This is a genomic window from Haemophilus sp. SZY H56, from assembly GCF_054332415.1.
This window is the reverse complement of the sequence record NZ_JBTGNX010000012.1, coordinates 18,817-43,822: the sequence shown is the minus strand read 5'-3', so window position 1 is coordinate 43,822 and position 25,006 is coordinate 18,817. Positions and strand designations below refer to the sequence as shown.

The window sequence follows — 25,006 nt, the reverse complement described above, 5'->3', positions numbered from 1 at the left end:
AACCTCTGTAATTCATTATAAATTAGGCAATAAAACTGTGGTAGTTTACCTTAAATCGCAAAATTTTCCATAAAAAGTTAGTGTAAATCAGGCTTGCACAGTAAAATAATTCCTTCACTTTATTTAGGAGAAAAACTATGTGGTCTGATATTTTGACCGGCTATGGCATTTTTATTTTAGAGATTTTAACGATTTTACTTGTAATCGCCGCTATCGTGGCAATGATTATTTCTGCAAAGCAACGTAATCTGGCACATCATGGTGAATTAGTTGTGACAGATCTTTCTGAAGAATTTAAGGAAACAGTTAAGCATTTACGTGATTTCCAACTTTCAGAAGAAGAGCTAAAACAAGCCGAGAAAACAGAGAAGAAAACCAAAAAACAAGAAGCAAAGGCTTTAAAAGCAAAATTAAAAAATGGTGAGAAAGCAGCACCTAAACCTTGCGTTTACGTGCTCGATTTTAAGGGGGATATTTCTGCATCAGAAACAACCGCACTTCGTGAGGAAATTTCGGCAATTATTAATGTGGCAAAAACCGATGATGAAGTCTTACTACGTTTAGAAAGCCCAGGCGGTGTTGTTCATGGTTATGGCTTGGCTGCCTCACAGTTAGCCCGCTTAAAACAAAAAGGCATTAAATTAACGGTTGCTGTAGATAAGGTTGCAGCAAGTGGTGGATACATGATGGCTTGTGTGGCAGATAAAATTGTTTCTGCGCCTTTTGCGATTATCGGTTCTATTGGTGTGGTTGCGCAAATCCCTAATATTCATCGTTTATTAAAAAAACATGATGTCGATGTTGATGTGATGACAGCCGGAGAATTTAAACGCACCGTCACGGTGTTAGGTGAAAATACTGAAAAAGGGAAACAGAAATTCCAAGCAGAACTTGAAGAAACCCATCAATTATTTAAACAATTTGTGGCTCAAAATCGACCGCACTTAGATGTAGATAAAGTCGCGACTGGTGAGCATTGGTTTGGTCAGCAAGCTCTAGAGCTTCAGCTAGTTGATGAGTTAGCAACCAGTGATGATATTATTCTTGAAAAAATGAAAGATAAATCTGTTATCTCTGTGAAATATAAAGTGAAAAAGCCACTTTTACAAAAAATAGGTAAACAAGCTGAAGAGAGTATTGAGGCAATTATTCGACGTAATTTAACAAGAGTTGGCCGAGACTTCATCCACTAACAGAGTAATTTAACTAGGATTTGCATGATTTTATGTGAAAATATTTTTTACTGTTCTAGTTTACAATAAAAATATTTATGACTACTATACACATAAACCTTTTCTAAGGTTTCAAATAAGGATTTAGATAAGGCTATTGTGTTAGCCTTGTTACAAGAAATACGTCTTGGCAATTTAAAGGTAAAGAATTAAATGATGAAATTATCTCGTATTTTATTATCTGTAGTAGCTGTAGCGACAGTTGCTGCTTGTGGTAACTTAAGCAAAGTTACAGAAGCTGGTACTCCAGAATATAAAGAAGTTAATGGTCAGAAAGTACCACAATTGGTATGGCCAAAAATTGATAAGTCAACTTTTAATCATGACGGTAGTCAATTTGGTTCATGGCCAAATTGGGATAATGTTCGAATGATTGAAAGAGGCATGAATAAAGATCAATTATACAGCTTAATTGGACGTCCTCATTTCTCTGAAGGATTATTTGGTGTTGAAGAATGGGATTATGTATTCAACTATCGCGAGAATGGTATTCACAAAATTTGTCAATATAAAGTATTATTTGACAAAAACCATAATGCTCAAAGTTTCTTCTGGTATCCAAATGGCTGTAATGGAAACTCATCATTTGCATTAAGCGGTGATTTTTTATTTGATTTTGATAAAGGGGTTTTAACTTCAGGTGGTAAAGAAGTTATTGATAATGTTGCAGCAAAACTGAAAGAAAGTCGAGCAAAATATGTAAAAGTCGTAGGTTATACCGATCGTTTAGGTTCTGATGAATATAATTTAGATTTATCTCAACGTCGAGCAGATCGAGTTAAAGCTCGGCTGATTCAAAATGGCGTGACATCAGAAATTATTGCTATTGGTTATGGTAAGAATTCACAAGTTAAAGCTTGCGATGGCTATAAACATGCTAGTAAAGCAGAGAAGGATTGTTTGCGGCCTAATCGTCGAGTAGAAATTTATGCTTCAGGCTCAGCTTTAAAAACGCAAGAGGGTAGTCAAATTAATGGTGGAACGCAAGGTCCAGCTATCCTTTATCGAAAATAATTTATAAAGATGAAAGAGCGTGATATAAAATCACGCTTTTTTATCAGGTATTTTAGACATTATTCAAGTAAAAGCTCTTCAATTAGCTTAGTGGTTAAATTGATATAACTCCCATTAAAACGATGGCTAAAATTTAGTAAATAATAGAGCTGGTAAAGGTGTTTTCTTTCTTCAAAGCCGTCTTTATCAAGAGGTAAAGTGCGGTCATAAATTTCATAGAATTCAGCTGAGAACGGTTGGAAAAGCTCACTAAATGCCAAATCACATTCTCTATCCCCCCAGTAGCAAGCAGGATCATAAGTAAAGGTTTGATTACCTACTATAGCCGTATTTTCAACCCATAAATTACCATGTAACAAAGAGGGTTTCGGATTATGTTTTGCGAGCTTTTGTTTTACTTTTTCAGTTATTAAATCAAGATCGCCAAAATCCAATCCTTTATCTTTGCAAAGTTGTAATTGCCATCCAATACGTTGTTCTGCAAAGAATTTCGCCCAGCTCCCATTCCATTTGTTAGGTTGATACTCAGGACCAAGCCAAGTATCAAAATCTAAACCATAGTTTTTAGTACCAGATATTTGATGAAGTTTTGCTAACTCTTCGCCAAAATGTGCTGTCGCATCAGTTTGTTTAGTAATAGGAAGTGATTCTAGCAGTAAGAAACTATGATTTTGAGAACAGCCTACGCCATACACTTGTGGAAGTCTGATTGTATTCGTCTTGCCTAGTAGATTTAATTGGTCAGCCTCAGCACGAAACATTGAACGATAAGACCGTTCATTTACTTTAACAAAGACTGGTTGGATTCCATCCGTAATAAGCCAAGTTTCATTTACCTCCCCTCCAGGTGTTTTGTTTTTTTCTTTGATGTTATAGTAAGCACCAAATTGATCAGCTAAGACTTGAGAAATTGATTTCCACATATTACACCTCCTAGACATGGTCGATTGTCTAGTATTCTAACTAAAGTATTAAAAATTACTGTGATAGATCTCAAAAAATAGTAAAAAATTTTGTTATTTTTTCATTCGAAATGTCAATTCCTCAATAAATACGTGATTTTTTAATAAGTTAGTATTATCATTAAGCGTATTTTTAGTTAGAAAAGATAATCAGGGGAAACCATGCAACATCTGAAAGATCTTGTTGAGAAAGCAAAATCAGCGATTGAACAAATCGAAAATAAAAGTTTGGCCACATTAGATGAAATTCGTGTGGAATATTTTGGTAAAAAAGGTCATTTTACCCAACTTATGCAGGAATTGCGTAATGTTGCAGCAGAAGAGCGTCCAGCAATGGGGGCTAAAATCAATGAGGCAAAACAAGCTGCATTAGATTTTTTAAATACTAAAAAAGCAGAGTGGGAACAAGCTGAACTCAATGCGAAATTAGAAAAGGAGCGTATTGATGTCAGTCTTCCTGGTCGTAAAACAGAAACGGGTGGTTTACACCCAGTGACCATTACTATCAATCGCGTAACAAAATTCTTTTCAGAGTTAGGTTTTTCTGTGGAAACTGGTCCCGAAATTGAAAGTGATTATTACAATTTCGATGCATTAAATATCCCAAAACATCACCCAGCACGAGCTGATCACGATACATTCTGGTTTAATCCGGAATTATTACTTCGTACACAAACCTCCGGTGTACAAATTCGTACCATGGAAAAAATACAGCCACCTATTCGTATTATGGCGCCAGGTCGTGTATATCGTAATGACTACGATCAAACACACACACCAATGTTCCATCAAATTGAATTGCTTTATGTAGATAAAAAAGCAAACTTCACCGAGTTAAAAGGCTTATTACACGATTTCTTACGTGCATTTTTTGAAGAAGATTTACAAGTTCGTTTCCGTCCTTCCTATTTCCCATTTACTGAACCTTCTGCAGAAGTCGATGTAATGGGTAAAAATGGTAAATGGTTAGAAGTATTAGGTTGTGGTATGGTGCATCCTAATGTGTTACGTAACGTAGGTATTGATCCAAATGAATATTCTGGCTTTGCAGTAGGCATGGGGGTTGAGCGTTTAACTATGTTACGCTACAACGTCACAGATTTGCGTTCATTCTTTGAAAACGACTTACGTTTTTTAAAACAATTTAAGTAATTAACCGTTGGGTTAAATTGACGATAATGATTAATTCAGAACGTAACACGTTCATCAATAAAGGATACAGAGATAATGAAATTTAGCGAAAATTGGGTGAGAGAATGGGTTAATCCATCAATTTCAACAGAGCAGTTATGTGATCAAATCACGATGCTTGGTTTAGAAGTTGATGGTGTTGAAAAAGTAGCTGGCGACTTTACAGGTGTTGTTGTGGGTGAAGTTGTTGAATGTGCGCAACATCCTGATGCAGACAAATTACGTGTCACTAAAGTAAATGTTGGTGGCGACCGTTTATTAGATATCGTTTGTGGTGCAGCAAATTGCCGTCAAGGTTTAAAAGTAGCATGTGCAACTGAAGGCGCTGTATTACCCGGTGATTTTAAAATTAAGAAAACTAAATTACGTGGTCAACCTTCAGAAGGGATGCTTTGCTCATTCTCTGAATTAGGCATTGATGTAGATGCAGAGGGCATCATTGAATTACCATTAGATGCACCAGTAGGGACAAATCTACGTGAATATTTAGATTTAGATGATAAAGCTATTGAAATTAGTTTAACGCCAAACCGTGCAGATTGTTTAAGCATTGCAGGTGTTGCACGTGAAGTTGGCGTGGTTAATAAACAAGTTGTTAATCAACCGCACTTTGATGCTGTACCGGCAACAATTTCAGATAAAGTTCAAATTGAATTAAACGCACCAGAAGCATGTCCACGTTATTTATTACGCGTGGTGAAAAATGTGAATGTTAAAGTGCAGTCACCAATTTGGTTACAAGAAAAATTACGTCGTTGTGGTATTCGTTCTATCGATCCGATTGTGGATATTACCAACTATGTTTTACTTGAATTAGGTCAACCAATGCATGCTTTTGATGCATCAAAAGTAGCTCAACCTGTTCAAGTACGTTTAGCCAATAACGGCGAAGAACTTGTTTTATTAGATGGCACAACTGCAAAATTACAACCGAATACTTTAGTGATTGCAGACCAAACAGGTCCATTAGCAATGGCGGGTATCTTTGGTGGTCAAGCAAGTGGTGTTGATGCTGAAACAACAAAAGATGTGATTTTAGAAGCGGCATTCTTCGCACCATTAGCGATTGCAGGACGTGCAAGACAATATGGTTTACACACAGATTCCTCACACCGCTTTGAACGTGGTGTTGATTTTACGCTACAACGTCACGCAATAGAACGTGCAACAGCATTGTTACTTGACATATGCGGTGGTGAAGCAGGTGAAATTTGTGAAGTCGTGAGCGAGCAATATTTACCAAAAGTCAATGAAGTGACTTTACGTCGTGAAAAATTAGATAGCTTATTAGGTCATCATATCGAAACTGAAACCGTGACCGAGATTTTTGAACGTTTAGGTTTTGCCGTGAAATATGCTAATGACGTCTGGACAGTGACTTCTGCAAGCTGGCGTTTTGATATTGAAATCGAAGAAGATCTCATTGAAGAAGTAGCCCGTATTTATGGTTATAACAGCATTCCAAATAATGCGCCATTAGCGCATCTTCGTATGCGTGAGCATAAAGAAGCAGATTTAGAATTAAGCCGAATTAAGACCGCACTTGTGGATGCAGATTATCAAGAAGCGATTACTTATAGCTTCGTTGATCCCAAAATACAGACTTTACTTCATCCAGAAATTGATGCGCTTGTATTACCAAATCCAATTTCAGTTGAAATGTCAGCAATGCGCGTTTCATTGTTAAGTGGATTACTCGGTGCAGTGTTATACAACCAAAATCGTCAACAAAACCGCGTACGTTTATTTGAAACGGGATTACGTTTTGTTCCGGATGCAAATGCGGAATTTGGCATTCGCCAAGAGTTTGTTCTTGCTGGTGTAATTACAGGTACCGCTAAATCTGAATCTTGGACGGGGAAAGCAGAAACTATAGATTTCTTTGATCTTAAAGGTGATTTAGAAAGCATTCTTTCTCTTACCGAAGTAGGTAATCGAGTTAAATTTGTGGCAAAAGCACACAGTGCATTGCACCCTGGACAATCTGCTTCAATTGAATTAGATGGAAAAGAAATTGGTTTTATTGGAACTATTCATCCACTTATCGCTCAAAAACTAGGATTAAATGGCAAAGCAGTTGTTTTTGAAATTTTATGGGATGCCATTGCAAATCGTCGAGTAGTTCAAGCCAAAGAGATTTCAAAATTCCCAGCAAACCGTCGTGACTTAGCTTTAGTCGTTGCTGATAATGTGCCAGCAGGCGATATTATCGAAGCATGTAAGCAAGCTGGCGGAGAAAAATTAACACAAGTCAATTTATTCGACGTATATCAAGGTATTGGCGTTACTAGCGGACATAAGAGCTTAGCAATCAGTTTAACCATTCAAGATAATGAAAAAACGCTTGAAGATGATGAGATTAATGCGGTAATCTCAGCTGTATTAAACGAAGTTAAACAACGCTTTAATGCGGAGCTTAGAGACTAAACAGGAGACTAACATGGCAACGATTACAAAAATTGATATTACTGAATACTTATTAGATAAGTATCAATTACAAAAAGCTGAAGCTAAAGCATTAGTGGAAGACTTTTTTGAGGAAATTCGTTTATCGTTAGAATCTGGTGGAGAAGTAAAATTATCCGGTTTTGGTAATTTTGAACTTCGTAATAAAGCATCCCGTCCAGGGCGTAATCCGAAAACAGGTGAAAGTATTCCTGTTTCTGCGCGCCGTGTAGTGGCATTCAAGCCAGGACAAAAATTACGAGCTCGTGTAGAAAATACCAAGCCAAAACAATAGTAAGAAAAGTGCGGTCGTTTTTGACCGCACTTTTGTCAGGATTGAACATGAATAAGATTAAATGTGCTTTTTTAGTCGCAGGAAGTTTTTTACTTTTTGCTTGTTCAAGTGGTGTTCGTGAAGATTATGCAATGAACTATAAAGGTCAGATTGGGGATCCGATTATGGCCATTACCATGTTAAGTGAACAACAATATGAATGGGCGGGTACACCATATGTTTTAGGCGGGCAATCTCGTGGTGGTATTGATTGTTCTGGTTTTGTGCAAAAGACCTTTATTGACCGTTTTAACATTCGCCTGCCTCGTACAACAAAAGATCAAGCGGGTTATGGAAAACTTGTTCGTAAAGAAGATATCCAAACTGGCGATTTAATTTTCTTTAAGACAGGGCGCGGACCAAATGGCTATCATGTTGGGATTTATGTAAAAGAAGATAAATTTTTACATGCTTCAACCAAAGGTGGTGTGATTTATTCTTCGATGAATAGCCCTTATTGGAAGAAAGCCTTTTGGCAAATTAGGCGAGTATAGTGATAAATAGACAATTGAGGTCAGACTAAATACGAAATAGGCTCTATGGATGAGCGATAGATCCGATTGCAGTCAACCATCTTAATATTCTCTGATGGTAAGTGCCTCGTTCAAAATTGTGTGACAAAAATGGCAAAATTTAACTGAAATTAAAAGGACTAAGTGCGATATGACATTATCACTAGCCCTTAACTTTAGTGGTGTCTTCAGGAGGTCAGAAAAAATGACCTCACTTAGTTTATATAAAAAATTATGATTAAAGCCCAGCTTTCAAACTGGCTTCAATAAAGCGATCAAGATCGCCATCCAATACAGCTTGAGTATTCCGATTTTCAACGCCTGTGCGGAGGTCCTTAATACGCGCATCATCTAACACATAAGAACGAATTTGGCTGCCCCAACCGATATCAGATTTATTATCTTCCATCGCTTGTTTATCCGCATTTTTCTTTTGTAACTCAAGCTCATACAATTTCGCTTTTAACTGCTTCATAGCTTGATCTTTATTTTTGTGTTGAGAACGATCGTTTTGACATTGCACAACAATCCCACTTGGCATGTGAGTAATACGCACCGCACTTTCAGTTTTATTGACGTGCTGACCACCCGCACCTGATGCACGATAAACATCAATACGTAAATCTGCTGGATTAATTTCAATATCAATGTCGTCATCAATTTCAGGATAAACGAAAGCGGCTGCGAACGATGTATGACGTCGATTATTAGAGTCGAATGGACTTTTACGCACTAAACGATGAATACCGGTTTCCGTACGTAACCAACCGAAAGCGTATTCACCACTGACACGAATCGTCGCTGATTTTAAGCCCGCCACATCGCCATCAGAGACTTCCATTAACTCTGTTTTAAAGCCTTTGCTTTCAGCCCAACGAAGGAACATACGAAGTAACATTTCCGTCCAGTCTTGCGCTTCTGTACCACCAGAACCTGCTTGTAAATCGACATAACAATCACACGCATCGTGCTCACCGCTAAACATGCGTCGGAATTCGAGTTTTGCGAGTTGTTGTTCAAGCTCATCTAATTCAGCAACGGCTTCATTGAAGGTCTCTTCATCTTCCGCTTCAATGGCTAATTCAAGCAGCCCTTCAACATCCTCTAAACCTTGTTCTAAATTCTTGATGGTATCAACTACTTGTTCAAGTGAAACGCGTTCTTTTCCAAGCGCTTGGGCTTTTTCAGGTTCGTTCCACACATCGGGTTGTTCTAATTCGGCGTTAACTTCTTCTAAACGCTCAACTTTTGCGTCGAAGTCAAAGATACCCCCGAAGCACAGAAGTGCGTTCGGAAAGGTCGGCGATTTTGTTTTTGATTGGATTAATTTCAAACATAATAAATAAACCTCTATAAGCGGCAGAAGTATAAGTCATTTTCAGTTTTTTGGGTAGTTTGGCTTGCACAAATTATCGATCCATTTATAATTCTAATCTTCGTTGTTTAGATATATTTAGGAATAAAAATGAAGAAATTATTAACCGCACTTTTAATCTCTGCTTCAGCTACTGCTATGGCGAGTGATGCTGAGATTAAATCGAAGTTACAGGCATTAGGTGCGAAAAATATTGAGGTGAAAGATTCACCAGTAAAAGGCCTTAAAACAGCCGTGACTGATCAGGGCATTTTATACGTGAGCGAAAATGGTCAATATGTTTTGCAAGGCAAAATGTATGAATTAACAAATAAAGGCCCGGTTGATGTCGCAGGTAAGTTTTTAGCGGATAAAGTGAATGCATTAAAAAGCGAAATGATCATTTATCCTGCAAAAAATGAAAAATATGTTGTGACTGTATTCATGGATATCACTTGTCATTATTGCCATATTCTTCATCAACAACTGAAAGAATATAATGATTTAGGTATTACTGTTCGTTATCTTGCATTCCCACGTGCTGGAATGAATGAAACCGCTCGCCAAATGGAAGCAATTTGGACATCGAAAGATCCTGTATTTGCATTGAACGAAGCAGAAGAAGGTAACTTACCGAAAGAATTAAAAACACCTAACATTGTGAAAAGACACTATGATTTAGGTGTACAACTCGGTGTGCAAGGTACACCAAGTATTGTGACTTCAACAGGTGAATTGATTGGGGGATATTTAAAACCCAAAGATTTATTAGCTGCCTTGAAGGAATCAGCACAATAATTTTTAGTAGTGAGGGCGTATTGTATACGCCCTTTAAATATTAAATATTTATATCATCAAAGTGCATATTGTAATTTCTTTGGATGATAATTTTAAATAACAAAATACCGTGAAAAAACTCATCAAACGTCGTGAAATTCCTGCCGGAAATTCTGTTTCAGATAATGCATTACTCGATCGTCTCTATCGTTCTCGCCATATTAAAAATAGCCAAGAATTAGACCGCACTTTGCAATCAATGCTGAATCCCAATCAATTACACGGTATTCAACACGCCGTAGATTTATTGGTTGATGCTTATCAACAGCAACAAAAGATTGTTATCGTCGGTGATTTTGATGCAGATGGGGCAACCAGTACGGCGCTTTCAGTATTAGCTTTGCGTATGCTGGGCTTTACTGATGTGGAATATCTGGTGCCAAATCGTTTTGAGCAAGGCTATGGGTTGAGTGTACCTGTTGCTGAGATGGCAATGGAAAAAGGCGTGCAGTTATTGATGACGGTGGATAACGGGGTATCGTCTTTTGAGGGTGTGGCGTATTTAAAAGAGCAGGGTGTGAAAGTATTGATTACCGATCATCACTTGCCACCAGAAATACTGCCGAATGCTGATGCCATTGTTAATCCAAATTTGCAACAATGTGATTTCCCTTCAAAATGTTTAGCCGGCGTAGGCGTAGCATTCTATTTAATGCTCGCTTTACGAGCCAAATTTCGCAAGTTGGGCATTTTTACGGCTGAAACACAGCCTAATTTTACTGAATTACTCGATTTAGTCGCGCTCGGCACAATTGCGGATGTCGTTCCCCTTGATCAAAATAATCGTATTTTAGCTCATCAAGGTTTGATGCGAATTCGTGCGAAACGTTGTCGCCCTGGAATAATAGCATTAACAGAAGTGGCTAATCGAGAAGTTGAAAAACTTTGTTCAGCTGATTTGGGCTTTGCGATTGCACCCCGTTTAAATGCTGCGGGCCGATTAGATAATATGTCTGTCGGTGTGGAGTTATTACTGGCAGAAAGCATGCAAGAGGCAAGAGCCCAAGCCTTAGATTTAGACAGTTTAAATCAAGCTCGAAAAGAAATTGAGCAATGCATGAAGTTGGAAGCTTTAGAAATTTGCCGCAATCTCACCGCACTTTCCGATGAATTACCGATGGGAATCGCCTTATTTCAGCCAGATTGGCATCAAGGCGTATTAGGCATTGTAGCTTCTCGTATTAAAGATCAATACCATCGACCAGTCATTGCTTTTGCACAAGATCAAGAAGGCATTTTAAAAGGTTCTGCACGTTCAATTGAAGGCTTGCATATGCGCGATGTATTAGAACGCATCCATTCTCAACATCCAGATATGATTTTAAAATTTGGTGGTCATGCCATGGCTGCAGGATTAAGCATTAAAGAAAGCTTTTTCCCTGATTTTCAAAAGATTTTTAATCAAACTGTACGAGATTGGTTAGATAAAGAACAACTACAAGGCGTGATTTGGACGGATGGTGAACTTCAAACAAATGAATTTAATATTCAAACAGCAGAAGAGATCAAATCTGGCGGACCTTGGGGGCAAGCATTCCCTGAACCAGTGTTTGATGGCGAATTTAGAATTTTTGAGCAACGTGCTATTGGGCAAAATAAGAATCATTTAAAAATGTTGGTAGAACCTAAAAATGGTGGGCCATTATTAGATGCCATTGCGTTTAATATTGATACTCGGTATTATCCCGATTTATCTATTAAACAGGCAAAATTTGCTTATAAGTTAGAAATTAATGCGTTTCGAGGAAATCGAAACCTCCAATTATTAGTCGATTATATTGAACCAATTGGTTAATTCATGAAAAAAGTTTGGCAGAATAAATTATTAAAAGGATCCTTTGCAATGATATTGCTAAGCGTGACAGATATCGCATTTAGTGAAGTTAATTCAAAGAGTTTTTCTGTCCAAAATTCACCACATTTACCATCAGCAAATATCATACAGTTTGAAGATGGGCGTGATTATTTTTCATATCAAGAACCAATTGTACAAGCTAAAAGAAACGATCGTAAAATCCCCATCCAATTTTTCTTTGATTATGACTGCCGAGTTTGTTCTTCAGCTCAAGATATCTTACAGCTTTATAGTCAAATTCGCCCAAATAAGCTCATTTTCAAGGAATATCCTGTTGCAACGAATGAGGATAAATTTTCAGCAATAATATTTTATACATTGCAGCGCTTAAATGCGAGCGAGTTGTCTGATGCGTTATTATTTGAAACCTCAGAAAAAGCTCGTTATACCGAGTTATCGTCATTAGATAAAATGAGTGAATGGGCTGCTTTGCAAGGAATTAATCAGTCTGAATTTGAGGAGGTAGCATCTTCTATTGGAGTGAAAGAGGATGTGAATAATGCTATTGATTTAACTGAAGAATATGGTGTTTTTACTTTTCCTTATGTGGTTGTAGATGGAAAATATGTGCTTACAGCAAGCACACTATATAATGATGATTACAGTGTAGCGGTATTAGATTTTTTAGTGAATAAAATAGAACAAGAAAGGAAACAATAATGAAAATCGGGATTGTTGGTGCAATGGCACAAGAAGTGGAGATTTTATCTCAGTTAATGATAGATAAAAGAGAAACAAAAGTGGCAAGTGCGGTCATTTTTGAAGGCAAAATTAATGGCAAAGAGATCGCGTTATTACAATCAGGAATTGGTAAAGTTGCAGCCGCTATTGGTACTACCGCTTTATTACAATTGACAAAACCGGATGTGGTTTTAAATACGGGCTCAGCAGGCGGTGTTGCAAAAGGTTTAAAAGTAGGAGATATCGTTATTTCGGATGAAACACGCTATCACGATGCAGATGTGACGGCATTTGGCTATGAAAAAGGTCAATTACCTGCAAATCCAGCTGCTTTTCTTTCAGATAAACAATTAGCAGATTTAGCCGATGAAATTGCCCAATCACAAGGACAAAATGTAAAACGCGGTTTAATTTGCTCTGGTGATAGTTTTATTAATAGCGAAGAAAAAATTGCTCAAATTAAAGTTGATTTCCCAAATGTGACTGCAGTAGAAATGGAAGCCACGGCGATTGCGCAAGTTTGTCATGCCTTTAACGTACCTTTTGTGGTCGTTCGGGCAATTTCGGATGCAGGCGATGGCGAAGCGAGTATGTCTTTTGAAGAGTTCTTACCGTTAGCTGCAAAACAGTCTTCGGCATTAGTATTAGGGATGATAGACAGACTGTAGTAATAATCTTTTAATAAGATAATAAATTCTAAAATTGAATCATAAACATTATTTAAAAAGGCATAGTCAATTAACTATGCCTTTTTATATAAACCCATTAGAATTTATAGTTTAAACTAAAAATATAAGTTCTTCCTCGTGCAAAATTGTAAAGCACAGATTTATCTTTTATTCCGTTATCGCAAGTATCATTTTTGCTACAAATGGAATCATTTAAGCTTGAATAATAGCGTTGAGATGCCGCATCGTTGCCAGAATCTAAAGGATCAACATAACGTTTATCTAGTAGGTTTTGTACTTCAGCTTTGATAATCAAATCTTTGATAGGTTCGTAACTTATATGCAAATCTAAAATAATTGGTTGTTTATTAATTTCTTCTGTTTTCTTAATTGCATAATAAGTTCTTTCATGACTAGTATTTAATTCAAATTCAGAGCCGTTAATATATTCTTCTTGAATGGTTGCTCGTTTGCTTTTCCCATAGTAACGAGCTGCGATACCAACAGTTAATTTTTGATCAAACCAGCGAGAGCCAAGTTCTAATCTTCCATAATCTTTAGGTAACATTGAGATACGAGATAGACCATAACCTTGTTTTAGAATGTCATCTTTTGATGCGTTGTTAGGACGTGGACTTGCATCTGCATAATTGGTTGGTTGATTTGTTCGTTGGTATGCATAAGACAGATTTGCAAAGAAACGTCCCATGTCATAGTTAATTTCTAACTCGACGCCGCTCTTTTTCACAATAGGCTTATAATTTTGATGAGCAATGGTAAATCTAAATCCATTATCAGCAGCCCAGTCAGGAACAACGCCATCTCTCCACCATACACCATATACATTATGAATATAATTTTTGATGAAACTACGATATCCCACTAGTTTTAAACCTAGAACATCTTCTTCTGTAAAAACAGCTTTTTTATAGGTGTTAAACCCTAGTTGATAAGTTTCTGCTCGCTCAGGTTTTAATGCCGTATTTACGCCAACATCAGATACTTGAGAGAAGAACATTTCTTGAATATTTGGCATTCTATGTGTGCGCGAATAGGTGAAAAACGGCATAAAATAATCATTGATATCCGCGCTAAGCGTTGTTGAGTGGTTTATCGCTGTTTTATGTCCTGATTTATGCAAAATCGGTTCATTAATTTGTGTTGGTGTATTTTCATAACCTACATACTCACCGTTAAATGCATAATGCGTAAAATTGACACTATAGTCTAAATGGTAAATTCCTTTAGAAAGTGCGGTATCAAAATAAACAGTTTTAAATTGTTGTTTACCAGAAGGTTGTAAGATCACTGAACGTTGTGGTAATCCGCTTTTGCTTCCTTGGAAGCGACCTAAATAACTATAGTTTCCTTGGGAGTGTGATTCATTGTTATAAAACAAACTTAATTCTTCTGGAAAACGGTTTTTACTATACTCATTAATAAAGTAGTTAAAGCCCAATGTGGTTTTTAAATCGATTTCTTTTGGCAATAAAAAAGTATAGCTATTGTTAATATCAATAATATTTGCCACATTCTTCGTAATTAATTTATCTTCTACTTGCCAACCAGAAAAGAATGCACCTTTAGGATAAATGGTTTTACCCAAGTTGTGTGCTACCATCAAATTGAGATCAAGATAGCGATTATTATTAAAATTATAATTTAATTGATAATTACGATTTTCAATTTTTCGAGAACCAATTTTATTATCGAGAGTACGAATTTGTGCACCTAAATTATGGCGATCATCACCATATTCAAATTTTAATAAATGGCTACGAGAACGAGATTGCAAGCTGCCAGGCTCAATAGGGGCAACGCTGTATTGATCTTTATTACGTTCAAATGAGTTGTTTGTTGAATCCACATCATTTTGTAATTCGGGGATATCTTTGGGAGGCACACCATTTTCTAATTCTCTCAGAATTTTTTTTCTAGTTTCATTTTTATAAGTATTAAGTTGATAGCTAGATGTATTGTAACGTGGTTCGTTAGGCGTATCTTCTTCACTAATATAATCATAATTTTCTTCTTTTCTTTCAATCCGAGTAATACAACCTGGTGTTCTTGTTTCGGTCGCTCCAGTTAGCTCATCGGTTGTTGTAATTGGGTCTGTATTTCCATTAAATGTTGGATTGGGTGCATTGCAAGACCAATGGTTTTTGTTTAAATCAGGTATCCACTGTCCAGCTGAATTTAAAACATAACCTGCATTGTGGAAATAGGCTTCTTTTTCTTTAGCAAGAATATCTTGTCCAAGAGAAGACAATCGTTCTCCCCCTCCGATACGATAATCTTGTGAAACCTCACGTTGACTGTAACCATATACCACACCAATATAACCGCCATTATCAAGCCATTTTCTGCCTGCAGCCATTGTCATAAAATTCGATTTAGTTGCATTGCTCCCCGTCATTCCTTTTACGATGAGCCCAAATGGTTTGTCATCAGTAATAACATCATTAACACCTAGTGTTCTAAAATTAGCACTACCAGATAAGGTATTTACGCCATTGGAACCTGAAAAGTTACTTTTATTGACATCGATACCAGCAATGAAGTTAGGATCAAGCGATGCACCGAATTGAGAATTTCCACCTGATTGACCTGAGTCCATGGCAGTAGAGTAAAAAGTTTGTGTGACGCCATCGACCATTGTATTGACACGACCTAATCCATTTTCACCACGAATATTAACAGAAACTACGCCAGAGCCTTTATCTTGTTGAGTAAAAGCACCTGGGATACTTCGAATAACTTGATCGATAGTTTGTGTATCTTTAAATATATGTTCTCTTGTGCTTTTAGCTTTTGCTTCTGTAAATGGTTTCTTATCATTAGTTACGTTTTTTTCGACCACATTTATTTGATCGAGTATTTCTTCTGTTTGAGCTTCAGCAATATTAATGTTCATTGCATTTATTATGCAAAATGTAACTAAGTTTAATCTCATTTGTTTTTTCATTAATTACCTCCTATATTTATGAGAAAGATTCGTATTATCTTCTTTTAAGGGGTGAAATTCAAGGGATGAGATCATGAAATTAATATAATATCTAAAGAATCATTTTCATGTTATATATTGTGAATATTCTCAATTTCTTTTATTCATTGGCTGGAAAGTATTGCAACGATTATTGATGCTTGTTTTTATTGGTAGAGTTTGTCTTTACCTTATAAGGAGGGGCTAAGATCTGATGTTGTATGTTTTCTTTAAATTTTGTATGAATTATTAATATTAATTTAGAATTATAATAGCCAATTATTTTTTAGCATTTAGCAAAAGAATCTTTAGAGAAATAAGGTATTTATGTCTATAATGTATCGATTTTTGAAAAGTAAAAGGATAGAGATGATGGGGATAATTATCACCGTTGATGGTCCAAGTGGGGCAGGGAAAGGAACACTTTGTTACGCATTGGCAGAGAAATTAGGTTTTACCTTATTAGATAGTGGCGCGATTTATCGCGTGACGGCATTGGCTGCGCTGAAACGTCATGCTGACTTAACTGATGAAGAAGGATTAGCGGAGTTAGCTCGTCATTTAGATATCCAGTTCATCCCGAAAAATGGAGAAGTCAATGTGCTTCTTGGTGGGATGGATGTAAGCCATTTAATCCGTACGCAAGAAGTGGCGGAAGCTGCATCAAAAGTGGCGGTTTTCCCAAAAGTGCGGTCAGCTTTACTGCAACTTCAGCAGGATTTTGGTAAAAATGATGGCCTGATTGCGGATGGGCGAGATATGGGGACGGTAGTTTTCCCAAATGCACAAGTTAAACTGTTTTTAGACGCGAGTGCGGAAGAACGTGCAAAAAGGCGCTATAAACAGTTGCAAAATAAGGGAATTAATGGTAACTTTGCACAGATTTTAGCCGAGATACAAGAACGCGATTTTCGCGATAGAAATCGTGAGGTTGCGCCATTGAAACCGGCTGATGATGCTTTATTGTTAGATAGTACAACATTGAGTATTGATGAAGTCATTGTTCAAGCGTTAGCTTATATTCAACAAAAAGCGTCAATTTCGATTTAACTGTTTATTCAAGGAAGAATAGACATTTATCCTCAACCCCGCATTTTATGGATCTTAATGTGGATGTTATTAACTTAAATTAAGAAGATTATTTATATGTCAGAATCTTTTGCTCAACTCTTTGAAGAATCATTAAAAGGCCTTGAAACCCGTCAAGGTTCAATCGTTAGCGGTACTGTTGTTGCTATTCAAAAAGGCTTTGTACTTGTTGATGCAGGCTTAAAATCTGAATCTGCAATTCCTGTTGCTGAATTCCAAAACGCTCAAGGTGAACTTGAAGTTAAAGTTGGCGACACAGTAAACGTAGCTTTAGATGCAGTTGAAGATGGTTACGGCGAAACTAAACTTTCTCGTGAGAAAGCTGTTCGTCACGAATCTTGGATTGAATTAGAAAAAGCTTACGAAGAAAAAGCGACCGTTATCGGTTTAATCAACGGCAAAGTGAAAGGCGGTTTCACAGTTGAGTTAAACGGTGTTCGTGCATTCTTACCAGGCTCATTAGTTGATACACGTCCAGCACGTGAAGCTGATCACCTACTTGGTAAAGAATTAGAATTCAAAGTAATCAAATTAGATCAAAAACGTAACAACGTTGTTGTTTCTCGTCGTGCAGTGATCGAATCTGAAAACAGCCAAGAACGTGAACAAATCCTTGAGAACCTAGCTGAAGGTTCAGAAGTTAAAGGTATCGTTAAAAACTTAACTGACTACGGTGCATTCGTAGATTTAGGTGGCGTTGACGGTTTGTTACACATCACTGATATGGCTTGGAAACGTGTTAAACACCCAAGCGAAATCGTGAATGTAGGCGACGAAGTAACGGTTAAAGTATTAAAATTTGACAAAGATCGTACTCGCGTATCTTTAGGCTTAAAACAATTAGGTCAAGATCCTTGGGTTGCTATCGCTGAAAACCACCCAGTAAACAGCAAATTAACTGGTAAAGTAACTAACTTAACTGACTACGGTTGTTTCGTTGAAATCTTAGATGGTGTTGAAGGTTTAGTTCACGTTTCTGAAATGGATTGGACTAACAAAAACATCCACCCATCTAAAGTTGTAAGCCTTGGCGATACAGTTGAAGTAATGGTATTAGAAGTTGACGAAGAGCGTCGTCGTATTTCTTTAGGTTTAAAACAATGCAAACCTAACCCATGGACTCAATTTGCTGAAACTCACAACAAAGGCGACAAAGTTACTGGTAAGATCAAATCAATCACTGATTTCGGTATCTTCATCGGTCTTGAAGGTGGTATTGACGGTTTAGTTCACTTATCTGACATTTCTTGGAATGTTGCAGGTGAAGAAGCAGTTCGCAACTACAAAAAAGGTGATGAAGTATCTGCAGTAGTATTAGCAGTAGATGCAGTGAAAGAACGTATTTCTTTAGGTATCAAGCAACTTGAAGATGATCCATTCAACAACTTCGTAGCAATCAACAAAAAAGGTGCTGTAATTTCTGCAACTGTTGTTGAAGCTGATGCTAAAGGTGCTAAAGTTGAATTAGCAGGTGGCGTTGAAGGTTATATCCGTGCAGCAGACTTAACAAACGAAGTTGCAGCAGGTGATGTAGTTGAAGCGAAATATACAGGTGTTGATCGTAAAGCTCGTATCGTTCACTTATCTGTAAAAGCGAAAGATCAAGCTGAAGAAGCTGCTGCAGTTGCAAGTGTGAATAACAAACAAGAAGAAGTTGCTATTCCAAACGCAATGGCTGAAGCTTTTAGAGCAGCTAAAGGTGAATAATTAATTCACATAAATAAGGCTGAGTAATTACTCAGCCTTATTATTACTCGCAATATTTAATAAAGATTTAGCGATAATTTGTTATGAACAAATATATTACTCGTAAATTTTAATGAAAGGTTTGAATATAATTTAAAGGAGAGTTGACGATGACTAAATCAGAATTAATTGAAAATCTATCAACAAAGTATCCAACTTTATCGACAAAAGAAGTAGAAAGTATTGTGAAGGATATTCTTGAACTGATTACACAATCTTTAGAAGATGGTGATCGGATTGAAGTACGTGGTTTTGGTAGTTTCTCTTTACACCATCGTCAACCGCGAGTTGGCCGTAATCCTAAAACGGGTGATTCTGTAAAATTGGATGCTAAATCCGTACCGCACTTTAAAGCAGGTAAAGAATTAAAAGATCGTGTAAATGTTTTTGCTTAAGCATATTGATATCAATAAAACGACACTTAGGTGTCGTTTTTTATTATAAATTTTGGCATAATGAAACTATTCTTAATAAGGAGATTGTGATGATTAAATATATTCTTGGACTTATTATTGTGTTTGCTATCGTATTAGTTGCGATAACTATTGGGGCAAATAATGATCAAGTCATTACTTTTAATTATATTGTTGCCGAAAGTCAATTACAACTTTCAACATTGGTTGCAATTTTATTTGGCATTGGATTGATTCTAGGTTGGTTAATTACTGGATTCTTCTACTTAAAATTAAAATTCAAAAATATGTCGTTAGCGCGTCAAGTTAAACGTCAAACATCACAAATTAACGAATTAACGACTACTCGCGATAAGGCAGTATAATGCTTGAATTACTCTTTCTGCTTCTGCCAATAGCCGCCGCTTACGGTTGGTATATGGGGCATCGGAGTGCTAAGAAGGATCAGGAAGATATTAGTAATAAACTCTCCCGTGATTATGTCACGGGGGTGAATTTTTTGCTTTCTAATCAAACGGATAAAGCTGTTGATTTGTTTCTTGATATGCTGCAAAAACAAGAAACAGAAAATGAAATTGAAAGCAACTCACAGTTTGAAGCAGAGCTAACGCTCGGTAATCTTTTCCGTTCTCGAGGCGAAGTGGATCGTGCTTTGCGGATCCATCAAGCCCTCGATCGTAGTCCTAATTATTCTTTCGAACAAAAATTATTAGCTAAACAGCAACTTGCCAAGGATTTCATGGCGGTAGGTTTTTATGACCGTGCTGAAGCGCTTTACATCATTATGGTGGATGAACCAGAGTTTGCTGAAAATGCACTGCAACAGCTTTTGGTGATTTATCAAAAAGTAAAAGAATGGAAAAAAGCGGTTAATATCGCAGAGAAGCTTGCCAAGATTTCACCTACAGAAAATAATGTGGAATTAGCACAATGTTATTGTGAATATGCCTTAAGCGGTGAACTTGAAAGTGCGGTCGAAAAACGCAGTATTCTACAAAAAGCGCTGAATGTATCTCCAACCAGTGTGAGAACATCAATGCTACTTGCTGATTTAGAAATGGCCAATAAAAACTATCGCCAAGCTATTCAGTTTTTAGAGAATATTCTTAATCAAAATCCAATTTATATTGGTGAAGTGCTGAAAACGCTCAAATATTGTTATGATGAATTAGGGGAGAGAGATAACTTTGAGTTATTCTTGATTCGAGCTAGCCAGCAGGCTAACAATACTAAAGTCGATTTAATGTTAGCAAGTGTGATTGAAGAGAAAGATGGTAAAAGTGCAGCACAATCAAAACTTTATCAACAATTAACAAAGCACCCAAGTATATCTATTTTCCATCGTTTTATCCAATTTCAAATTGATGATGCTGAGCAAGGTCGAGGCAAAGAAAGCCTAATTTTGCTACATAAGATGGTTGGTGAGAGGATTAGACAAGATTTTGGTTATCGTTGTGCAAATTGCGGTTACCAAACTCACAAATTGATGTGGAATTGTCCTTCTTGTAAAGAGTGGGAGTCCATTAAACCTGAACATAATTAATTGACACAGTGAGGTAAAATTATGAATAGTAAAGTAATCGTTGCATTGGATTACGAAACGGAAGCACAAGCGCTATCCCTCGTGGATCAAATTGATCCAAGCTTATGCCGTTTAAAAGTAGGTAAAGAGATGTTTACCACACTGGGAACCAGTTTCGTTAAACAATTACACGAGCGTCAATTTGATGTTTTCCTCGACCTAAAATTTCATGATATTCCGAATACTGTGGCAAGAGCCGTGCGTTCTGCGGCTGATTTAGGCGTATGGATGGTGGATGTCCATGCTAGCGGTGGTTTAAAAATGATGGAAGAGGCGAAGAAAATTCTCGAGCCTTATGGAAAAGATGCGCCTTTATTAATTGCAGTAACCGTATTGACCAGTATGGAAGATTTGGATTTATTACAAATCGGTATTAATTCTTCACCGCTTGAACATGTTTTACGTCTTGCGCATTTAACACAGCGAGCAGGATTAGATGGCGTCGTTTGTTCACCACAAGAAGTAGAGATTTTACGTAATACTTGTGGTCCTGATTTTAAATTAATCACACCGGGGATTCGTCCAATTGGAAGTGATTTTGGTGATCAACGTCGCGTCATGACTCCTGCTGCGGCTATTCGTTCTGGTTCTGATTATTTGGTGATTGGTCGCCCAATTACTCAAGCTGAAAATCCAGCAGAAGTGCTTCGTTCAATTAATTCATCACTTTTGTAATATGACAGAGAGTACTTTAGTTTATTCTACCGAAGTTGGTCGAATTAAAGCGCAAAAGCAGCCGGTACAACGCCCTAAAGGTGATGGAGTGGTTCGCATACAAAAACAAACCAGTGGTCGAAAAGGCTCAGGCGTCTCAGTGATTACTGGGCTAGATTTATCAGATGATGAATTGAAAAAGTTAGCTGCTGAACTTAAAAAGCGTTGTGGTTGTGGTGGTTCAGTTAAAGACGGCAATATTGAGATTCAAGGCGAAAAACGTGATTTACTTAAACAACTTTTAGAACAAAAAGGGTTTAAAGTAAAATTAGCGGGTAGCTAAGATAAAACAAAAAATCCATCTTCACTTGAAGATGGATTTTTTTATGATTAACTTACCATGAAGTCTGGTTGGTAAGCAAAGAAAATTGCGCCCAAGAAACTTAATACAGCAAATGCCAGAAATGCATTATTTGGATTTGTAGCTTTGCGACTAAAATATTTAGCCGAGAAGAAGATATAAAGCACAAGCATGATGATTTTCATGATGAGCCAGCTTTGTAACTGATAACCGACCAAGAAGAAAATCGTTAAGCCACTGGCAATTAAAAGTGTATCAACTAAGTGCGGTAAAATTTTTAGCAGTTTAATCGCTCGCCAATCTTTCCCACTTAATTGCATTCCCCCACGGATAATTAATAATCCTAAACTTAAAAATGCACAAACAATGTGCAAATAAACTAACATAATCACTCCAGATGTAAAAGGAAAGTGCGGTCAAAAGTGACCGCACTTTGATTGCTTATTTTGCAATACGCTTATATTTAATACGATGTGGTTGTGTTGCGGCTTCACCTAAGGTTTTCTTTTTCCACTCTTCGTAGTCTGAGAAGTTACCTTCGTAGAAGGTCACTTTACCTTCATCACCGTAATCTAAAATATGCGTTGCAATACGGTCTAAGAACCAACGGTCATGGGAAATCACCATGGCACAACCAGGGAATTCTAAGATCGCATTTTCTAACGCACGTAAGGTTTCAACGTCTAAGTCATTGGTTGGTTCGTCCAATAACAGTACGTTACCACCACGCTGTAGAAGTTTAGCCAAGTGTAAACGACCACGCTCACCGCCCGATAATTCGCCCACACGTTTTTGTTGATCTACGCCTTTGAAGTTGAAGCGTCCAACATACGCACGGCTTGGAATTTCAAAGTTACCAATCGTGAGAATATCTTGTCCGTTAGACACTTCTTCCCATACGGTTTTCTTATCATCCATTGAGTCACGGAACTGATCGACAGAGGCAAGTACTACCGTTTCACCCATTGTCACTGAGCCGCTATCTGGTTGTTCTTGACCTGAAAGCATACGGAATAGGGTCGATTTACCCGCACCATTCGCCCCAATAATACCCACAATAGCACCTTTTGGAATGCTGAATGATAAATCATCAATTAAAGTGCGATCGCCGTAGGATTTAGTGAGATGTTCTACCTCAATCACTTTATCACCTAAACGTGGACCAGGTGGGATAAAGAGTTCGTTAGTCTCGTTACGTTTTTGGTATTCGCCAGAGTTCAACTCATCAAAACGCGCCATACGCGCTTTGCTTTTCGCTTGACGGCCTTTAGGATTTTGACGAACCCACTCTAATTCTTTTGCAATCGATTTTTGACGTGCGTTTTCAGTGGCTTGTTCTTGTTCTAAACGTTTCTCTTTTTGCTCTAACCAAGAAGAGTAATTGCCCTCCCAAGGAATACCTTCACCACGGTCAAGCTCTAAGATCCAACCAGCAACGTTATCTAAGAAGTAACGGTCGTGGGTAATCGCCACAACGGTACCTTCGTAGTCATGTAAGAAACGCTCTAACCATGCTACAGATTCTGCATCTAAGTGGTTGGTTGGCTCGTCTAATAAGAGCATGTCTGGTTTTTCAAGCAATAGTCGACAAAGTGCGACACGACGACGTTCGCCCCCTGATAAATGCTCAATTTTTGCATCCCAATCCGGTAAACGTAATGCATCTGCTGCACGTTCTAGTTGGTTATCTAAATTATGTCCATCATGCGCTTGAATAATCGCTTCAAGGTTTGCTTGCTCAGCGGCTAACTTATCGAAATCTGAATCAGGATCAGCATAAAGTGCATAGACTTCATCTAAACGGGTCAGTGCATTTTTTACTTCAGAAACGGCTTCTTCTACCGCTTCACGTACAGTTTGTTGTGGATCAAGTTTCGGTTCTTGTGGAAGGTAACCAATTTTGATACCTGGTTGTGGACGAGCTTCACCTTCGAACTCTTTATCCACGCCCGCCATAATGCGTAAGAGGGTTGATTTACCTGCACCATTTAAGCCGAGCACCCCGATTTTTGCACCAGGGAAGAAGCTTAAAGAAATATCTTTCAAAATATGGCGCTTCGGTGGCACCACTTTACCGACACGATGCATCGTATATACAAATTGCGTTGACATTATTTTCTCTATGTTGTGAATAAAAGTACGGTTATTTTACTTGATGTTTCGGGAATAAGCTATTTGAAAGGTAAAAAAAACCACCCATGCAGGGTGGTAGGAAAGTAGTTTAGCTATATTTATGATTATTTTATTTAGGAACTTTATGAATATCAAGCAATCACTTGACGAGGCAAATAGTACATAAATTTCAGTTATAATGGAAATGCGAATGAATAATTTGTTGATGCAAATCAAGAAAATCACAGAATTTTTTACGTTTAGAACGATTTTTATTCGATTTTGATTAGGAACTACTTGTGATAAAATCTGTCTATTCAATTATTTAGCCCACTTTATTCTTATTTATGTTTAAAAAATTACTCTTTGGATTATCACTAATTTCTCCTTTTTCAGTTTTTGCTCATCCTCACGCCTTTATTGATATGCAAACCAAACCCTTAGTGAAAGATAATCAACTTATTGGTTTTTCAACCCAATGGCTACTGGATGAAGCTAGCTCTTCAGCCGTATTGTATGATGTGATGCAGACGAAAGGGGATAAAGCAGCTAAACAAAAACTCATTGATGAAGTAATGGCAAATGTTGTAAATGAGCATTACTTTAGTTATGTCTTTGACAAAGAAAATCATAAAATTAAATATAAAAAACAGCCTGAAAATTATGGCATGCGTGTTAAAGGGAATGAGGTGGAATATTATTTTGATTTTCTTTTGGCACAACCACAGCCTTTGCAAAATAATGAATTTACGCTGATGACTTATGACCGAACCTATTATGTGGCAATGCGTTATGTAGAAACAGAAAAAAGAGCGGTTGATTTTTCAGCACTTCCTGCAAACTGCAAAGGGGAAGTGCTCGAAGCTAATGTGGATGAAAAAATTAAATCCTACGCTTCATCATTGGATAAATCTCAAAAAAATGAAGATAACTCTCTTGGTGTATTGTTTGCACAGAAAGTAAAAATTAAATGTGAATAAA

General features: G+C 37.2%; 23 protein-coding genes. 18 read left to right on the top strand and 5 right to left on the bottom strand.

The window, feature by feature from the left end; genetic code table 11:
* The first annotated feature begins 137 nt into the window (after window positions 1-137).
* Both sohB and ACXVWP_RS09125 read left to right on the top strand, forming a co-directional pair.
* The gene (gene sohB / locus ACXVWP_RS09130; RefSeq protein ID WP_297570044.1) at window positions 138-1,193 is read left to right on the top strand and encodes a protease SohB; all 1,056 of its coding nucleotides are present in this window, start codon (window positions 138-140) and stop codon (window positions 1,191-1,193) included.
* A gap of 195 nt (window positions 1,194-1,388) precedes the next feature.
* Window positions 1,389-2,246, top strand: a complete 858-nt coding sequence (locus ACXVWP_RS09125) for an OmpA family protein (RefSeq protein WP_297570050.1) — start codon at window positions 1,389-1,391, stop codon at window positions 2,244-2,246.
* Between the two features lie 59 nt (window positions 2,247-2,305).
* Here ACXVWP_RS09125 and ACXVWP_RS09120 read toward each other — a convergent pair whose 3' ends face one another.
* Window positions 2,306-3,169 (bottom strand): fructosamine kinase family protein, encoded by an 864-nt coding sequence (locus tag ACXVWP_RS09120; protein ID WP_289902315.1) that lies wholly within the window; start codon window positions 3,167-3,169, stop codon window positions 2,306-2,308.
* Window positions 3,170-3,370: 201 nt separating this feature from the next.
* Here ACXVWP_RS09120 and pheS point away from each other — a divergent pair, with 201 nt between their 5' ends.
* The 4 genes from pheS (at window position 3,371) to ACXVWP_RS09100 (ending at window position 7,672) form a co-directional block, all read left to right on the top strand.
* Entirely contained in the window at window positions 3,371-4,360 is a 990-nt protein-coding gene (gene pheS / locus ACXVWP_RS09115; protein WP_049355791.1) for a phenylalanine--tRNA ligase subunit alpha, read from the top strand.
* Window positions 4,361-4,435: 75 nt separating this feature from the next.
* A complete protein-coding gene (gene pheT / locus ACXVWP_RS09110; RefSeq protein ID WP_297570040.1) occupies window positions 4,436-6,826 on the top strand; it encodes a phenylalanine--tRNA ligase subunit beta in 2,391 nt (796 codons plus the stop codon).
* A gap of 13 nt (window positions 6,827-6,839) precedes the next feature.
* Entirely contained in the window at window positions 6,840-7,139 is a 300-nt protein-coding gene (locus ACXVWP_RS09105; RefSeq protein WP_005697518.1) for an integration host factor subunit alpha, read from the top strand.
* A gap of 47 nt (window positions 7,140-7,186) precedes the next feature.
* The gene (locus ACXVWP_RS09100) at window positions 7,187-7,672 is read left to right on the top strand and encodes a C40 family peptidase (protein ID WP_126471216.1); all 486 of its coding nucleotides are present in this window, start codon (window positions 7,187-7,189) and stop codon (window positions 7,670-7,672) included.
* A gap of 256 nt (window positions 7,673-7,928) precedes the next feature.
* On the opposite strand, the gene prfB is transcribed toward ACXVWP_RS09100, so the two are convergent.
* A protein-coding gene (gene prfB, locus ACXVWP_RS09095; protein WP_369866788.1) for a peptide chain release factor 2 occupies window positions 7,929-9,027 on the bottom strand; the annotation gives its coding sequence in 2 pieces (ribosomal slippage) (window positions 7,929-8,951 and window positions 8,953-9,027; 1,098 coding nt in all).
* A 128-nt stretch (window positions 9,028-9,155) separates the two neighbouring features.
* On the opposite strand from prfB, the gene dsbC reads away from it, so the two are divergent.
* From dsbC to ACXVWP_RS09075, 4 genes are all read left to right on the top strand, one after another.
* Window positions 9,156-9,842 (top strand): bifunctional protein-disulfide isomerase/oxidoreductase DsbC, encoded by a 687-nt coding sequence (gene dsbC, locus ACXVWP_RS09090; protein WP_289902312.1) that lies wholly within the window; start codon window positions 9,156-9,158, stop codon window positions 9,840-9,842.
* Window positions 9,843-9,951: 109 nt separating this feature from the next.
* Window positions 9,952-11,676: a single-stranded-DNA-specific exonuclease RecJ gene (gene recJ, locus ACXVWP_RS09085; protein ID WP_297570033.1), complete on the top strand. Its 1,725-nt coding sequence runs from the start codon at window positions 9,952-9,954 to the stop codon at window positions 11,674-11,676.
* 3 nt (window positions 11,677-11,679) lie between these two features.
* On the top strand, window positions 11,680-12,396 hold the full coding sequence (locus ACXVWP_RS09080; protein WP_369866787.1) for a thiol:disulfide interchange protein DsbA/DsbL: 717 nt from the start codon (window positions 11,680-11,682) through the stop codon (window positions 12,394-12,396).
* Window positions 12,396-13,085 (top strand): 5'-methylthioadenosine/adenosylhomocysteine nucleosidase, encoded by a 690-nt coding sequence (locus tag ACXVWP_RS09075; RefSeq protein WP_289902310.1) that lies wholly within the window; start codon window positions 12,396-12,398, stop codon window positions 13,083-13,085. Before ACXVWP_RS09080 ends, ACXVWP_RS09075 begins: the two co-directional genes overlap by 1 nt.
* Window positions 13,086-13,182: 97 nt before the next feature.
* On the opposite strand, the gene ACXVWP_RS09070 is transcribed toward ACXVWP_RS09075, so the two are convergent.
* Window positions 13,183-16,050 carry a TonB-dependent receptor domain-containing protein gene (locus ACXVWP_RS09070; protein WP_297570239.1) on the bottom strand — a complete coding sequence of 956 codons (2,868 nt, stop codon included), beginning with the start codon at window positions 16,048-16,050 and terminating at the stop codon, window positions 13,183-13,185.
* Between the two features lie 390 nt (window positions 16,051-16,440).
* On the opposite strand from ACXVWP_RS09070, the gene cmk reads away from it, so the two are divergent.
* The 7 genes from cmk to yciH all read left to right on the top strand — a co-directional run bounded on the left by cmk (window position 16,441) and on the right by yciH (window position 21,895).
* Window positions 16,441-17,118 (top strand): (d)CMP kinase, encoded by a 678-nt coding sequence (cmk, locus tag ACXVWP_RS09065; RefSeq protein ID WP_297570244.1) that lies wholly within the window; start codon window positions 16,441-16,443, stop codon window positions 17,116-17,118.
* Between the two features lie 96 nt (window positions 17,119-17,214).
* Entirely contained in the window at window positions 17,215-18,864 is a 1,650-nt protein-coding gene (rpsA, locus tag ACXVWP_RS09060) for a 30S ribosomal protein S1 (protein WP_297570231.1), read from the top strand.
* A gap of 149 nt (window positions 18,865-19,013) precedes the next feature.
* Entirely contained in the window at window positions 19,014-19,298 is a 285-nt protein-coding gene (locus ACXVWP_RS09055) for an integration host factor subunit beta (RefSeq protein ID WP_049355780.1), read from the top strand.
* An 89-nt stretch (window positions 19,299-19,387) separates the two neighbouring features.
* A complete protein-coding gene (locus tag ACXVWP_RS09050) occupies window positions 19,388-19,681 on the top strand; it encodes a LapA family protein (RefSeq protein WP_049355779.1) in 294 nt (97 codons plus the stop codon).
* The gene (gene lapB / locus ACXVWP_RS09045) at window positions 19,681-20,859 is read left to right on the top strand and encodes a lipopolysaccharide assembly protein LapB (RefSeq protein ID WP_289902305.1); all 1,179 of its coding nucleotides are present in this window, start codon (window positions 19,681-19,683) and stop codon (window positions 20,857-20,859) included. The genes ACXVWP_RS09050 and lapB overlap by 1 nt, the downstream gene beginning before the upstream one ends.
* Window positions 20,860-20,880: 21 nt before the next feature.
* A complete protein-coding gene (gene pyrF / locus ACXVWP_RS09040; protein WP_289902304.1) occupies window positions 20,881-21,573 on the top strand; it encodes an orotidine-5'-phosphate decarboxylase in 693 nt (230 codons plus the stop codon).
* Window position 21,574: 1 nt separating this feature from the next.
* Window positions 21,575-21,895 (top strand): stress response translation initiation inhibitor YciH, encoded by a 321-nt coding sequence (yciH, locus tag ACXVWP_RS09035; protein ID WP_289902303.1) that lies wholly within the window; start codon window positions 21,575-21,577, stop codon window positions 21,893-21,895.
* Window positions 21,896-21,942: 47 nt separating this feature from the next.
* On the opposite strand, the gene ACXVWP_RS09030 is transcribed toward yciH, so the two are convergent.
* Window positions 21,943-22,299, bottom strand: coding sequence for a SirB2 family protein (locus ACXVWP_RS09030; protein ID WP_289902302.1), 357 nt, complete (start codon window positions 22,297-22,299; stop codon window positions 21,943-21,945).
* Between the two features lie 55 nt (window positions 22,300-22,354).
* Window positions 22,355-24,025 (bottom strand): energy-dependent translational throttle protein EttA, encoded by a 1,671-nt coding sequence (ettA, locus tag ACXVWP_RS09025; protein WP_289902301.1) that lies wholly within the window; start codon window positions 24,023-24,025, stop codon window positions 22,355-22,357.
* A gap of 347 nt (window positions 24,026-24,372) precedes the next feature.
* Between ettA and zevA the strand changes: the two genes are divergently transcribed.
* Window positions 24,373-25,005, top strand: a complete 633-nt coding sequence (gene zevA / locus ACXVWP_RS09020) for a zinc transporter binding subunit ZevA (protein WP_289902300.1) — start codon at window positions 24,373-24,375, stop codon at window positions 25,003-25,005.
* Window position 25,006 lies beyond the last annotated feature (1 nt).

Bases quoted from the DNA above. Each gene is read 5' to 3' on its own strand.
- sohB (WP_297570044.1), top strand. From the start codon at position 138: ATGTGGTCTGATATTTTGACCGGCTATGGCATTTTTATTTTAGAGATT.
- ACXVWP_RS09125 (WP_297570050.1), top strand. From the start codon at position 1,389: ATGAAATTATCTCGTATTTTATTATCTGTAGTAGCTGTAGCGACAGTT.
- ACXVWP_RS09120 (WP_289902315.1), bottom strand. From the start codon at position 3,169: ATGTGGAAATCAATTTCTCAAGTCTTAGCTGATCAATTTGGTGCTTAC.
- pheS (WP_049355791.1), top strand. From the start codon at position 3,371: ATGCAACATCTGAAAGATCTTGTTGAGAAAGCAAAATCAGCGATTGAA.
- pheT (WP_297570040.1), top strand. From the start codon at position 4,436: ATGAAATTTAGCGAAAATTGGGTGAGAGAATGGGTTAATCCATCAATT.
- ACXVWP_RS09105 (WP_005697518.1), top strand. From the start codon at position 6,840: ATGGCAACGATTACAAAAATTGATATTACTGAATACTTATTAGATAAG.
- ACXVWP_RS09100 (WP_126471216.1), top strand. From the start codon at position 7,187: ATGAATAAGATTAAATGTGCTTTTTTAGTCGCAGGAAGTTTTTTACTT.
- dsbC (WP_289902312.1), top strand. From the start codon at position 9,156: ATGAAGAAATTATTAACCGCACTTTTAATCTCTGCTTCAGCTACTGCT.
- ACXVWP_RS09080 (WP_369866787.1), top strand. From the start codon at position 11,680: ATGAAAAAAGTTTGGCAGAATAAATTATTAAAAGGATCCTTTGCAATG.
- ACXVWP_RS09075 (WP_289902310.1), top strand. From the start codon at position 12,396: ATGAAAATCGGGATTGTTGGTGCAATGGCACAAGAAGTGGAGATTTTA.
- ACXVWP_RS09070 (WP_297570239.1), bottom strand. From the start codon at position 16,050: ATGAAAAAACAAATGAGATTAAACTTAGTTACATTTTGCATAATAAAT.
- cmk (WP_297570244.1), top strand. From the start codon at position 16,441: ATGGGGATAATTATCACCGTTGATGGTCCAAGTGGGGCAGGGAAAGGA.
- rpsA (WP_297570231.1), top strand. From the start codon at position 17,215: ATGTCAGAATCTTTTGCTCAACTCTTTGAAGAATCATTAAAAGGCCTT.
- ACXVWP_RS09055 (WP_049355780.1), top strand. From the start codon at position 19,014: ATGACTAAATCAGAATTAATTGAAAATCTATCAACAAAGTATCCAACT.
- ACXVWP_RS09050 (WP_049355779.1), top strand. From the start codon at position 19,388: ATGATTAAATATATTCTTGGACTTATTATTGTGTTTGCTATCGTATTA.
- lapB (WP_289902305.1), top strand. From the start codon at position 19,681: ATGCTTGAATTACTCTTTCTGCTTCTGCCAATAGCCGCCGCTTACGGT.
- pyrF (WP_289902304.1), top strand. From the start codon at position 20,881: ATGAATAGTAAAGTAATCGTTGCATTGGATTACGAAACGGAAGCACAA.
- yciH (WP_289902303.1), top strand. From the start codon at position 21,575: ATGACAGAGAGTACTTTAGTTTATTCTACCGAAGTTGGTCGAATTAAA.
- ACXVWP_RS09030 (WP_289902302.1), bottom strand. From the start codon at position 22,299: ATGTTAGTTTATTTGCACATTGTTTGTGCATTTTTAAGTTTAGGATTA.
- ettA (WP_289902301.1), bottom strand. From the start codon at position 24,025: ATGTCAACGCAATTTGTATATACGATGCATCGTGTCGGTAAAGTGGTG.
- zevA (WP_289902300.1), top strand. From the start codon at position 24,373: ATGTTTAAAAAATTACTCTTTGGATTATCACTAATTTCTCCTTTTTCA.